Below are 12,028 nucleotides of genomic sequence, written 5' to 3'. Positions count from 1 at the left end.
ATTTTAAACCTTAAACTTTTTAATATAAACACAACTAAATTGATTTATGGTTTGAACCGAAAAAACTTTAAATCTTAAACTTTAAAAACCCTTTAAAAAAAATGCAACTACTAGACGGTAAAAAAACAGCTGAAGATATTAAAAACGAAATTGCAATAGAAGTGCAAGCAATTAAAGATGCGGGAGGAAAAGTACCTCATTTGGCAGCTGTGATTGTAGGTACAGATGGGGCTAGTTTAACTTACGTAGGTAGTAAAGTAAGATCTTGCCAGCAAATAGGTTTCGATTCAACTTTGGTAAGTTTACCAGAAACAATTACAGAGGTAGAGTTATTGGCAAAAATTAAAGAACTGAATGAAGATGATAATCTAGACGGATATATTGTTCAGTTGCCTTTGCCAAAACATATCGACGAACAAAAGATTTTAATGGCAATAGATCCAGATAAAGATGTAGATGGATTTCATCCTACAAACTTTGGAAAAATGGCTTTAGAGATGGATACTTTTATTCCGGCGACACCATTTGGGATTATGCAATTATTAGAGCGTTATAATGTAGAAACTGCCGGAAAACATACTGTAGTTATTGGGCGTAGCCATATAGTAGGGCGACCAATGAGTATCTTAATGAGCCGTAAAGGAAACCCTGGAGATTCGACAGTAACCTTGACACATAGTAGAACAAAGAATATTGAGGAATATACTAAAAATGCCGATATCATTATTACTGCTTTAGGAGTTCCAAATTACCTAAAAGCAGATATGGTAAAAGATGGTGTTGTTGTTATCGACGTAGGAATTACAAGAGTAGATGATGCTACAAATCCAAAAGGATATGTAATTACAGGTGATGTTGATTTTGCAGAAGTAAGTAAAAAATCATCTTTTATAACACCTGTTCCTGGTGGAGTAGGACCTATGACAATTGCCATGTTGCTTAAAAACACATTGTTGGCAAGAAAAATGAAAGCAGGAAAATAACATCTTCACATATTACATAGTAAGCCTTAAACTTTTGTTTAAGGCTTTTTTTTGCTCTTTACTTTATGGAGTTATTTGTAGGAATTAACTGTTTCCTGTTCTTTTTTGGCGATTAAAAGCAAATAATCAAGATAAACTACAGGTTTTTAACGTGTTATTTGTTAATGATTAAAAGTTATTAAGAAAATGTTTGTTATATTTGAAATAGAAATAAAAGGCTATTTACCGGCCATTTTTAGTCATATATTTTATTTCTGTAAACTTATTTATTAACCCATTGATAGGTCCCAAACCTATAAGCTAACTAACTTAAAATTATGAGCACAACAAATTTAAATGTAGAGAGTAATGAGGTAATTACCATGCCTCCAGGAACTAAAATTTTTTCTGAAAATGATAACAAAGAAATAGGAAAGGTTACTTTTCCTGAAAGAAAATCTAAAGGACTTTTGTCTCCGTTTGTAGAAGCATATTATAATGCAGAGAGTGATACGCTCTCCATAAACATTGTTGCTTATGTTGATCTGGACAGAAGAAATGAAGTTTTTCAATATGACATTTTTCAAAATTGTTATACCGATCTTGAAGGACATCCCCAATTGCAATTTTTTATTGCCTATAATATGCCAGAACAAGAGGCGTGTACATTCTCTGTTCACGAGCTTAAATTTAATGCAAATCGCTATGCATTTATCGGAGATTTCTCAAAAGTAAGAACAATCCAAACTTTTCTTTGGGATGTAGATCCAGTAGCTTCTAGAGGAACAGTAACTACAGTTCAGTCAGGAGGATAATTATTCATTACTTGTTGAAGAATTTTCATTCAATTGAGAAATGTTAATCTAATAAGGATTATAAATGAAATATAATAATTGATTTAATTACTTATATTGATTTATAATCCTTGATATATAATTAAGAGAAATGATTAAGATTAAATTACTTGTTGTTTTTATATTGTTGTTTAATTCGCTTTTTCTCTTCTCACAGGAAGATTTACCTCTTAAGAAGTTGTTTAAGGAAGAAATAAAAATAGAAGCAAATAAGTTTAAAGAAGAGATTAATTTTAATAAAGCAGTATCATTTTTTATAGAAAAAAATTGGGATTCAACCTTAGTTTATTCTATGAAGCATATTAGTTTAACTAAAAATATTGAGCTTAGAGATTACTGTCATTATTTTAGAGGAATCAGTTTTAAAGAAAAAAAACTTCTTAATGAAGCAAAAAAAGAGTTTAATAAAGTTTCTAGTAATTTTCCATTTCATTATAAAGTAAAAAATAATCTAGGTGAGATTGCATTAAGTCAAAATGAATTTAAAAATGCTTTACAGTATTTTGAAGGAATAATAAAGCTATCAAATATACCTACTTATGATTTAGGAATAAGTACAGTTTTACATAATATAGGATTGTGCTATTTGCATCTTAAAGAATTTGATAAAGCCGAAGAACATTTGTTTAAAGGTGCTCAATTGCAAGAAAAAGAAAAAGATACTTTATTATTAATCGGATCCTATATGGATATTGCCACTTTGTATTATGAACAATATAAAGACAGTCAGGCAATTCCTTATTTTGAAAAAGGATATCATCTTTCTAAAAAAGTTAAATCATTTGAAATAAAACAAACTGCTGCATTAAATATGGCAGTGGTAGAGGAGAATAGAAAAAATTTCCCATTAGCCTTAACCTATCGTAAAGAATATGAAACCTGGAAAGATTCTTTAAACGATCAGAATAAAGTTTGGGCACTTGCCGAGCTAGAAAAGAAATTTGCAGTAAAGCAAAAACAAAAAGAAGTAAATATTTTAGAAGCTGAAAATAAGCTAAAAGTAGCCGAAAGAAATAGCTTATTGTTTTCTTCAGTCTTATTGCTAATCTTGTTTGGAACAGGAGTGTATTTTTATAGACAGAAAATAAAGAATAATAAAATAATCCTAGCTCAGAAAGATGAGTTAGATAAATTGAATGCTACAAAAGATAAGTTGTTCTCTATAGTAAGTCATGATTTAAGATCTTCGGTAAATGCTCTAAAAACGAGTAATAGCAAGTTAATTGAAAATCTGGAAACTAAGAATTATACTGAGCTAGATACGCAATTACATAATAATAGTGCGATTGCTAATGGAGCTTATAATTTATTAGATAACCTACTTAATTGGGCTTTGTTACAAACGAAACAAACCTATTTTTTTCAGGAATCACTGCATTTGGCGACAATTGTGAAACATGTAGAGTATAATTATAAGCCATTAATGATAAATAGAAACATCAGTTTTGAAAATAGAGTTTCTACTACCGATTATGTATTTGCCGATATGGATTCGCTTAAAATAATTATTCGTAATATATTAGATAACGCAATTAAGTTTACTAAAGACAATGGTAAGATTTCGATTTATACCCGAGAATCAGACGATGATTTTTGTTACTTAGTTGTCGAAGATACCGGATTAGGAATGAGCGCTTCTACACAAGAAGAACTATTGAAAAAGACTGCATTGCTTTCTAAAAAGAAAAACGATGATACAATAGGAACCGGATTAGGAATGCAATTATGCAAGAGCATGATCTATAAAAATGGCGGTAGATTAGAAATTGAAAGTGAAGAAAATGTTGGAACAAAAATAATTATAGTATTACAAAAGTTTAAAAATCATGGATAATATAAATGTACTTATTATCGAAGATACTCCAGCAGAAAGCGATGCACTTGTAAAAGTGCTTACCGCTAATAATTATAATATTGTGGGCATTGCGCCTACTTATAATGAAGCATTGGCGTTGTTTTATAATAACGCAATAGATGTTGTAGTTATAGATGTTTTTTTAGACGGAAAACCAGACGGGGTTACTTTTGCAGAAACAATTAATATTGTTCCTAATGGATTAAAACCATTTGTTTTCCTGACAAGTTCCAAAGATCGCCAGATTTTTGAAAGAGCCAAATTGACCAAACCATTTAGTTTTTTATTAAAACCATTCAATGAGCTAGAAATTTTGTACGCACTAGAGATGGCAGTCGAAAAATTTTATGGTCAAACCAATGTTTTTGTTGGTGAAGAACAAGATACCGTTATAAGTGACGACTATCTTTTTATTAAAAAAAATAAAGCTTTAAAAAAAGTTAGAATTGAGGATATAGTCTATATAGAAGTTGAAGACAGATATTGCAATATAATAACTGAAGCCGAAAAATTTGTAATCTTAATATCTCTTACCAAAATCATACAGTTTTTGGATCCTGCTAAGTTTAGTCAAACACATCGTAACTATATTGTAAACCTAAGCAAGATAGAAGAGATAATTGTTAATGATAATCTAGTTGTTTTAAAAGGAAACCACAAGGTTGTCTTGAGCGAGAAATACAGAGATTTCGTAAAAAAGTTTCGCATATTGAGATAACATTACTTCGTACAATTCTTTATAACTAAAACCTCATTCATATTTATATGAACGAGGTTTTTTTGCTTATTTACATTAGGGAAAAATCCCATACTACTTTTTTTACCTCTCATGACAATGATTTCCGTTCTCATGACATATTCATACTTACAGATTTAATTGTGCTATAGTTTTACTATAGGGAATTGATTAAGACTAGCATAATTTATTCTCCATGACTTCTTATTTAGGTGATAATCTATCAGCTAAATAATTGCATTAAAGACGGTTTTAATACCCAATTTAAAAACATGGCGCTTCCGAAAAGCCTTATGAGTAGGACCAAGAACAATTAAATTTTAACATTATGTCAAGTCAAACCCAAGTCTTAGAAAACCATGAGCCAATAGTAGGCGGATGGACAGATTTTCGCAAACCTACAGCTGCAGATTTATTACTATTTAAACAAGCCTTAGAGGGGTATGTTGGAGTGAAATATATCCCTACAGCAGTTGCGACACAAGTGGTAGCAGGAATGAATTATCGTTTTAGATGCGATGCATCAATTCCGCCTTCAGAGATTGCTTATGAAGCTATAGTGAAAATTTTTAAGCCATTAGTTGGAGACCCACATGTTGTGAAAATAACAAGGATTTAATACTCAAAAAAAGAATTCAGCATCACTTTTAAAATAAGTGATTTATGGAATCCATTAGAGTAATTAAAACAATTTAAATTATAGAAATTATGTCAAATAGTGCCCTAATAAATAATGAAACATTGTTTGGAGGATGGACCGTCTATCATATTCCAACTCAAGAAGATTTGCAAATATTCAGACAAGCGATGAATGGCTTGCTAGGAGTAAAATATATTCCAACTGCTGTTTCTACCCAAGTAGTGAAAGGAATAAATTATCGTTTTAGATGTGATGCAACAGTCGTCTTATCTGGACTGACTTACGAGGCAATTGTTGATATTTTTAAACCATTGTCTGGAAATGCAATTCTTACAGGGATAACACCATTTTAATGAATGTTGTGAATCTGAAAAGTAAAGGAATAAGATAAAATAATATTATTTGTTTGTTGAAAAATAAGATTGTAGTAAAAAAGCCTGGAGTTTTTAATTCCAGGCTTTTCTTTATTATAGTGTAATTAGAGCTTATTAATTAGTAATCGCCCTTTTTCTTAAATCGAGGATCGTCTCTTTTTATAAATTCCGTTTTTCTTCTCGGGGTTTCTATTTTAGGCAAACTAGCTTCCTCAGTTTTACTTGAAGGTTCAATAAGTTCATTTAATTCTTTAATCTCAGCATCGGTTAAATCACGGTAACGACCTACAGGAACATCAAGAGAAATATTAATAATGCGAATACGCTTTAAGGCAGTAACTTCGTAACCTAAATATTCTGCCATTCTTCTAATCTGACGGTTTAATCCCTGAGTCAGGATAATCTTAAAGATGTATTTGCTTATTTGTTCAACTTTACATTTTTTGGTTACTGTATCAAGAATAGGAACGCCATTCCCCATTCGCTCAATAAAACGATCAGTAATAGGTTTGTTTACTGTTACAGTATATTCCTTTTCGTGATTGTTTCTTGCGCGCAGAATTTTGTTTACAATATCACCATCATTAGTCATGAATATTAAACCTTCACTGGCTTTATCCAGCCTTCCAATTGGGAAAATACGTTTAGGATAATTAATGTAATCTACAATATTGTTACGAACTTCCAGATTAGTGGTACATTCGATTCCAGCAGGTTTATTAAAAGCTAAATAAACTGGTTTATCGTGTTTCTCTACGATTAACTTTCCGTCTATGCGTACTTCGTCATCAGGTGAAACTTTTGTTCCCATTTCGGGTACAATTCCGTTTATGGTTACACGTCCTTCTTCGATTAGTTTGTCAGCTTCACGACGAGAACAATATCCAGTTTCTCCAATGAATTTGTTGAGGCGTTTTAGATTTTCTTCCATAGTGCAAAAGTAGTCAAAAAATAGACATCTTGGAATTTAGACTTCTTAGATTGTTAGAGCTTTTAGACTTCTTAGACTTTTGAATTTTAATAATAACTAAAAAAGCAGCATGCTTTTTTAGTTCAGAACCTCAGAACCTCAGAACCTCAGAACCTCAGAACCTCAGAACCTCAGAACCTCAGAACCTCAGAACCTCAGAACCTCAGAACCTCACTATCCTTTGGCGTTTCTTTTCTGTCAAACATTCCGTAATCTCTTTTTACATCGGCAATTCTCAAATGGTAATCTTTAAAGATTTCTTGACGTCCTTTAGATTGAGCATTACGATGCATTTCGAGATTTCTCCATTGTTGAATGCTTTCTTCATCTTTCCAAAATGACAAAGACAAAATTTTTCCAGGATCATTAAGACTCTGAAATCGCTCTATAGATATAAAACCAGAGATTTTATCAAGCTCAGGACGTAAACTTGCTGCGATGTCTAGATATTCTTGTTTTTTTTCTTCGTTAGGAATTACTTCAAAAATTACTGCTATCATATTGTTTTATTTAAATTATTGAATCAGAATCCAGATGTTTCTAGGTAATCTGGCATTTATCAAAGGTTCGTACTGAATGTTGTTGTCTAGAGTTGTAATTGTTTTATAATTATTGAATAAATAAAATAAAGCTTCGGTAGTAAGCTGAATCGAAAAGTATTTAGCCAGACACATATGGCCTCCAATCCCAAAGGTAAGATTATCATTGTTATTGATTCTTTCTATATCAAAACTCAAAGCATTATCGAATTTTTCAGGATCACGATTTGCTGCGGCGAGCACCAATAATAGATTTTTATCTTTTTTAATTATTGTTTTACCCAATATAATATCTGTAATTGCAACTCTTCTTGTATTATGAATTGGTGGATCAAATCGTAGTGTTTCGATAACCAATTTTTGTATTAGAGTTTTATCAATATTGTTCTTAGAAATTAGATTCGGGTTATTTATGATTTGTAATAAAGAGTTACTCAAAATCCCTCTACCAGCATCATAACTTTGAATCAGCAATCCAATTAAATTGCTCACAGATATTGTTATCGTTTCTTCCAGAGAAATGTTATGCGATTTGGATATTTTATCTAGTAAAGGTTGATAAAAAGGAAGATTCGACAGTTGTTTTTTTATTATAGAATAACAACTTTCCGAAATTTCATTAATAGCCCGAACTTGTTCATTCGATTTATTCGGTAACATTATTTTTACAAGATGTTCTATTTTTTCAGAAATGAATTTGCAATCATCTTGCTCAAAACCAAAGCTTTTTAAAATAACCAAAATAGGAAGCTTTTTACAAACAGAATCAACCCAATCAATTTTGTTTTCGATTAATCCATTATCTAGTAAATCGGCTATGATTTGATTAATGTTAATTGATTTCATGTTTGCAAATAAAAGCATTGCAGTTTCCTTTGCTATTACATGCTGAATTCCGTTTGATAATCGGGATAAATGATTGATGATTTTTAAAGCGTATTTATTAAGATTCTGCTCATTATTAGGATTGATAACAGGAATGTTTACGTTGGGACTATTTAGGATTTCGGTACAATATTCGTGAGAATAAATCGCCCAAATTTGGTTTGCTTCATCCCAAAAAATAGGATGTTTTTCAAGCATTGTTTTATATATAGCATACGGATCTTTAATATCTGATTGAAGGAATAAAGTAGGTTGCATAGATTATAATTTTTAGCAAAGTTATTTAACTTTACACGTAGATACTTCAGTCTGGCTTTAACTATGATTGTATAAAATGGAAGAACAGTTTATAAAAATAGCAACATTAATAGGTGATCCAACCCGAGCGTCAATCATGTGGGCATTGCTCGACGGAAAAGCATTTACGGCTACAGAACTTGCAATTGTTGGGAATACATCGCCGCAAAATATAAGCATGCATTTAGGCAAGCTGCTAGATGCCGATTTACTTTGTGTAGAAAAACAAGGGCGTCATAAATATTATAGATATTCAAGCAAAGAAATTGCTTATGCTATCGAGGGGATGGCAAGCTTAATTCCGCCACAAAAAGTTCCACAAAAAAAGAATACTGAAAAGCTTCCGCCAATAAAACATTGCAGAACTTGTTATGATCATTTAGCGGGGAAAATAGGTGTGGCTTTAACGAATAGTTTATTAGAGCAGAATATAATTGTAGATACTAATAATGATTTTGAAATTAGCCAGGAAGGAATAAAATGGTTTTCTGATTTTGGAATAAATGTAGATGAGGTTAAGAAACAAAGACGTTTATTCCTGAAGCCTTGTCTTGATTGGAGTGAAAGAAAAAATCACATGGCAGGATCTCTGGCTACGTCGTTATTGAATAAAATGATAGCAAATGATTGGTTACGAAAAACCGAAAATTCTAGAGCAATAATTATTACAGGAAAAGGAGAAAAAGAATTATATAAACAATTTAAAATCGTTGTCTAGACTTCTTAGATTGTTAGACCTTTTATACTTCTTAGATTTTTAATGAATTCTAAAAAAAAGCAGAATGCTTTTTTTTAGAACCTTAGAACCTTAGAACCTTAGAACCTTAGAACCTTAGAACCTTAGAACCTAAAGAAAGAGCCTAAAGAAAACTAAATTTCCGAAAATAAAAAAGCAACCACTTTTCGGTACAATTCATCATCATGCATGCCATGACCTAAACCATTTGTAGCGATAAATTGGCTGTTTTTCCAAGTGCTGGCTATTTTTTCTCCTTCTTCAAAAGCGACAACGTTATCTTCGGTATCGTGTGCAATTAATCCTTTGACAGTAAAATTTGAAGCGAATTTTTTTCCAGAGAAATCTTCCAGTTTAAAGTTGAAACGATTTATAAAACGATTCTCCAATAGCGGAACCATTTTTTCGTTTAAGCTCAACATGGCAATATAATTATTTATAAGCGTTTGCAAATCTGATGGAGCGCCTAGAATAACCATTTTCTGAATACTGGTATCTGGATATAAATGCTGGTGATATACACAAGCAGCTCCGCCGATAGAATGACCAATTATAATTGTAGGTTGGTATTTTTGTACCGCTTTGTTAATGAATTCAGCATAAAGAGGTACATTGAATTCTTTACCGCTACTTTGTCCGTGAGCAGGCGCATCTATAGCAATAATTGTGCTTCCTGATTGTTGTAAGTGTGGGAGTGTTTTTTGCCAGCGCGAAGCATTACTTTCCCAACCGTGAACGAGCAATATTTTGGTATCATTTCCTTCCCAGGTATAAGTCTGAAAATGATGCTCGTTATGATGAAACGTTTCAGTTTTGGTATCTTGTAGTATTTGTGGTAAGCTTTCTTTGCTTAATCTTCCTTCTCGGGGTTGACTAAAAAGCTCATATGAAATCTGCGCTGCTTTTTGCGGACGTACATAACTTAAAAAGTTAATATATTGCCCAACGGATTTTAATGTTATGAAACGAATACCTTCTTTAAGCCCCAAAATTGTAGATTTTAATATAAAAAAAGCCCCGAACTTCGAGGCTTTATATTATTTAGAATTTAGAAAATAATAAATCCATTTTTTCTTTTTCTTCTTCTGCTAATGCACTGTCAACTAGGATTCTTCCAGAATGCTCATCAGTGATGATTTTTTTTCTAGATGCAATCTCTACTTGTGTTTGTGGTGGAATAGTAAAGAAAGAACCTGCAGATGCACCTCTTTCGATAGATACTACAGCCAAACCGTTACGAACACTAGTTCTGATTCTTTTGTAAGCCGCTAATAAACGGTCTTCGATTAAAACTTCGTACTCAGCTGATTTCTCAGATAAGAAGATTTCTTCTTTTTGAGTTTCAGCCATAATCGCATCCAATTCAGATTTTTTGTGTTTTAGATGAGAAGTTTTAGACTCAAGTCTTTCTTTTAAACTAGAGATAACTTCTTTTTTATGCTCAATAGAAACTTTCATTTCTTTGATTTGCTTTTCAGCTAATTGAATTTCTAATTCTTGAAATTCAACTTCTTTTGTCAAAGAGTTAAATTCTCTATTGTTACGAACTGATTCTTGTTGTTTTGTGTACTTTTTGATGGCTTCTTTATGATCATCAATAGCATTTTTTCTAGTCTTGATTTGCTCTTCAACTATTTCTAGTTCGCTTTTCAATTTTTCTGAACGTGTGCCTAAACCTGCAACTTCATCTTCTAAATCTTCCACTTCTAATGGAAGTTCTCCTCTTACGTTTCTGATTTCGTCAATTCTAGAGTCAATTAGCTGTAAATCGTAAATTGCTCTTAACTTGTCCTCAACACTTAATTCTTTCGTATTCGCCATATTCTATAAGTACTTAACTGGATTTGTATTTTCTTCTGATAAAATGATTGCAAAATTAAGGATTTTTTTCCGAAGATAATCAACAATATAATTTTTTGTATAGCGTTCGCTTTCAAAATGTCCAATATCGGCTAATAGTAATCGATTTTCGGCTTCGTAAAACTGATGGTATTTTAAATCTGCTGTTAAAAAAGCATCGGCTCCAGCCTGAATTGCATTTTTTATAGCAAAACTTCCAGATCCGCCAAGAACAGCTACTTTATGGATTTTTTTGCCAATAAAAGCAGAATGTCTAATGTCATCTGCTAACATTTTTTCTTTTACAAAAGGTAAGAAATCAGTTTCGTTCATCGGAGTTTCAAATTCTCCAATCATGCCTAAACCGATGTTTTGATTAGCATTTTGTAAATCGTAAATTTCGTAAGCTACCTCTTCATAAATATGATTTGCAAACAGCGCTTTTAATATTTTTGATTGTAAATGTTTTTCAAAGATAACTTCGATTTTTATTTCGGTTCCAGTATGTAGTTTTCCTCTTTCGCCAATTACAGGATTGCTGTCTTCATTTCCCTGGAAAGTAAAAAAACCTTCAGTATTAAAACTACAATTATCATAATTACCAATAGTTCCTGCACCAGCGGCAAACATTGCATTTCGAACCTTGTCAGCATTATCAGGTGTAGTATAAGTGACTAGTTTTTGAATGTACTTTTGTTTCGGAATCAAAACACTAGTATTTATCAAGCCTAAAGCATCACAGAATATTTTGTTTACACCTTGAGAGTGATTGTCTAATGCAGTGTGAACGGCATAAATGGCAATATCATTTTTTATGGCTTTAAGAATAGCACGTTCTACATAATTCTTACCCGTTATTTTTTTTATCCCAGAAAATAGAATCGGATGAAAACAAACAACCAGATTGCAATTTTTGGTAATAGCTTCGTCAATTACATTCTCAAGCGCATCGTGACAAACCAAAACTCCTGTAGCTTCTGTAGATGAATCACCAACTAAAAGCCCGACATTATCAAAATCTTCGGCGTAAGCCAAAGGAGCCATTTCTTCAAGTACAGAAAGTATTTCTTGTATTTTCATAATTTATAGGGTAATGAATAATTGTATTTTTTTAAGAGAACACGAATTTACACAAACTAAGATTTGATTTTGAAGTTTTTAGAATTTCAAATTTTAATTTTTGGTAACAATGAAATTAGTGGTAATTCGTGAAATTTGTGTTAGTTTGTTTTTATAAATTTTATTTCAAAGATAATTTATTCTAATTTCGTATTATGAATTTACTTCGAAAATTACTCTTCCCATTTGCCATTTTATATGGAATTATCACTAGCATTCGGA

The 12,028-nt window shown here is 31.7% G+C and carries 13 protein-coding genes; 7 read left to right on the top strand and 6 right to left on the bottom strand.

The annotated features are described in order from the left end of the window. Window positions 1-101 precede the first annotated feature (101 nt). From IW20_RS04495 to IW20_RS04470, 6 genes are all read left to right on the top strand, one after another. On the top strand, window positions 102-983 hold the full coding sequence (locus IW20_RS04495; RefSeq protein ID WP_035619401.1) for a bifunctional 5,10-methylenetetrahydrofolate dehydrogenase/5,10-methenyltetrahydrofolate cyclohydrolase: 882 nt from the start codon (window positions 102-104) through the stop codon (window positions 981-983). A 317-nt stretch (window positions 984-1,300) separates the two neighbouring features. Beyond that, a complete protein-coding gene (locus IW20_RS04490) occupies window positions 1,301-1,777 on the top strand; it encodes a hypothetical protein (RefSeq protein WP_035619399.1) in 477 nt (158 codons plus the stop codon). Between the two features lie 130 nt (window positions 1,778-1,907). Beyond that, a complete protein-coding gene (locus IW20_RS04485) occupies window positions 1,908-3,650 on the top strand; it encodes an ATP-binding protein (RefSeq protein WP_035619397.1) in 1,743 nt (580 codons plus the stop codon). Further along, window positions 3,643-4,389: a LytR/AlgR family response regulator transcription factor gene (locus IW20_RS04480; RefSeq protein ID WP_035619395.1), complete on the top strand. Its 747-nt coding sequence runs from the start codon at window positions 3,643-3,645 to the stop codon at window positions 4,387-4,389. Before IW20_RS04485 ends, IW20_RS04480 begins: the two co-directional genes overlap by 8 nt. A gap of 346 nt (window positions 4,390-4,735) precedes the next feature. Next, complete coding sequence (locus IW20_RS04475) at window positions 4,736-5,026, top strand: hypothetical protein (RefSeq protein ID WP_051885547.1); 291 nt, start codon at window positions 4,736-4,738, stop codon at window positions 5,024-5,026. 89 nt (window positions 5,027-5,115) lie between these two features. Beyond that, window positions 5,116-5,400, top strand: coding sequence for a hypothetical protein (locus IW20_RS04470; RefSeq protein WP_035619393.1), 285 nt, complete (start codon window positions 5,116-5,118; stop codon window positions 5,398-5,400). 139 nt (window positions 5,401-5,539) lie between these two features. On the opposite strand, the gene rluF is transcribed toward IW20_RS04470, so the two are convergent. The 3 genes from rluF to IW20_RS25270 form a co-directional block, all read right to left on the bottom strand. Then, window positions 5,540-6,352, bottom strand: coding sequence for a 23S rRNA pseudouridine(2604) synthase RluF (gene rluF / locus IW20_RS04465; protein WP_035619391.1), 813 nt, complete (start codon window positions 6,350-6,352; stop codon window positions 5,540-5,542). 194 nt (window positions 6,353-6,546) lie between these two features. Continuing rightward, complete coding sequence (locus IW20_RS04460) at window positions 6,547-6,891, bottom strand: antibiotic biosynthesis monooxygenase family protein (protein WP_035619389.1); 345 nt, start codon at window positions 6,889-6,891, stop codon at window positions 6,547-6,549. Window positions 6,892-6,906: 15 nt separating this feature from the next. Next, window positions 6,907-8,073, bottom strand: coding sequence for a cytochrome P450 (locus IW20_RS25270; protein ID WP_051885545.1), 1,167 nt, complete (start codon window positions 8,071-8,073; stop codon window positions 6,907-6,909). Between the two features lie 76 nt (window positions 8,074-8,149). Between IW20_RS25270 and IW20_RS04450 the strand changes: the two genes are divergently transcribed. Next, window positions 8,150-8,830, top strand: a complete 681-nt coding sequence (locus IW20_RS04450; protein ID WP_035619387.1) for an ArsR/SmtB family transcription factor — start codon at window positions 8,150-8,152, stop codon at window positions 8,828-8,830. Window positions 8,831-8,982: 152 nt separating this feature from the next. On the opposite strand, the gene IW20_RS04445 is transcribed toward IW20_RS04450, so the two are convergent. Genes IW20_RS04445 through IW20_RS04435 form a run of 3 tightly spaced genes read right to left on the bottom strand, consistent with a single transcriptional unit; the run spans window position 8,983 to window position 11,767 of the window. Continuing rightward, window positions 8,983-9,837 (bottom strand): alpha/beta fold hydrolase, encoded by an 855-nt coding sequence (locus tag IW20_RS04445; protein WP_035619386.1) that lies wholly within the window; start codon window positions 9,835-9,837, stop codon window positions 8,983-8,985. 52 nt (window positions 9,838-9,889) lie between these two features. Further along, window positions 9,890-10,669 (bottom strand): zinc ribbon domain-containing protein, encoded by a 780-nt coding sequence (locus IW20_RS04440; protein WP_035619383.1) that lies wholly within the window; start codon window positions 10,667-10,669, stop codon window positions 9,890-9,892. A 3-nt stretch (window positions 10,670-10,672) separates the two neighbouring features. Then, window positions 10,673-11,767, bottom strand: coding sequence for a Nif3-like dinuclear metal center hexameric protein (locus tag IW20_RS04435; protein WP_035619380.1), 1,095 nt, complete (start codon window positions 11,765-11,767; stop codon window positions 10,673-10,675). Between the last annotated feature and the right edge of the window lie 261 nt (window positions 11,768-12,028).

Origin of the sequence: Flavobacterium hydatis (assembly GCF_000737695.1) — a bacterium.
Classification (GTDB): domain Bacteria; phylum Bacteroidota; class Bacteroidia; order Flavobacteriales; family Flavobacteriaceae; genus Flavobacterium; species Flavobacterium hydatis.
The sequence above is the reverse complement of the archived record's forward strand: the minus strand, read 5'-3'. Positions and strand labels throughout refer to the sequence as shown.

Excerpts from the sequence above, each read along its gene's own strand:
- IW20_RS04440 (WP_035619383.1), bottom strand. The coding sequence starts at position 10,669 with ATGGCGAATACGAAAGAATTAAGTGTTGAGGACAAGTTAAGAGCAATT.
- IW20_RS04490 (WP_035619399.1), top strand. The coding sequence starts at position 1,301 with ATGAGCACAACAAATTTAAATGTAGAGAGTAATGAGGTAATTACCATG.
- IW20_RS04470 (WP_035619393.1), top strand. The coding sequence starts at position 5,116 with ATGTCAAATAGTGCCCTAATAAATAATGAAACATTGTTTGGAGGATGG.
- rluF (WP_035619391.1), bottom strand. The coding sequence starts at position 6,352 with ATGGAAGAAAATCTAAAACGCCTCAACAAATTCATTGGAGAAACTGGA.
- IW20_RS04450 (WP_035619387.1), top strand. The coding sequence starts at position 8,150 with ATGGAAGAACAGTTTATAAAAATAGCAACATTAATAGGTGATCCAACC.
- IW20_RS04495 (WP_035619401.1), top strand. The coding sequence starts at position 102 with ATGCAACTACTAGACGGTAAAAAAACAGCTGAAGATATTAAAAACGAA.
- IW20_RS04435 (WP_035619380.1), bottom strand. The coding sequence starts at position 11,767 with ATGAAAATACAAGAAATACTTTCTGTACTTGAAGAAATGGCTCCTTTG.
- IW20_RS04475 (WP_051885547.1), top strand. The coding sequence starts at position 4,736 with ATGTCAAGTCAAACCCAAGTCTTAGAAAACCATGAGCCAATAGTAGGC.
- IW20_RS04480 (WP_035619395.1), top strand. The coding sequence starts at position 3,643 with ATGGATAATATAAATGTACTTATTATCGAAGATACTCCAGCAGAAAGC.
- IW20_RS04460 (WP_035619389.1), bottom strand. The coding sequence starts at position 6,891 with ATGATAGCAGTAATTTTTGAAGTAATTCCTAACGAAGAAAAAAAACAA.
- IW20_RS25270 (WP_051885545.1), bottom strand. The coding sequence starts at position 8,073 with ATGCAACCTACTTTATTCCTTCAATCAGATATTAAAGATCCGTATGCT.
- IW20_RS04485 (WP_035619397.1), top strand. The coding sequence starts at position 1,908 with ATGATTAAGATTAAATTACTTGTTGTTTTTATATTGTTGTTTAATTCG.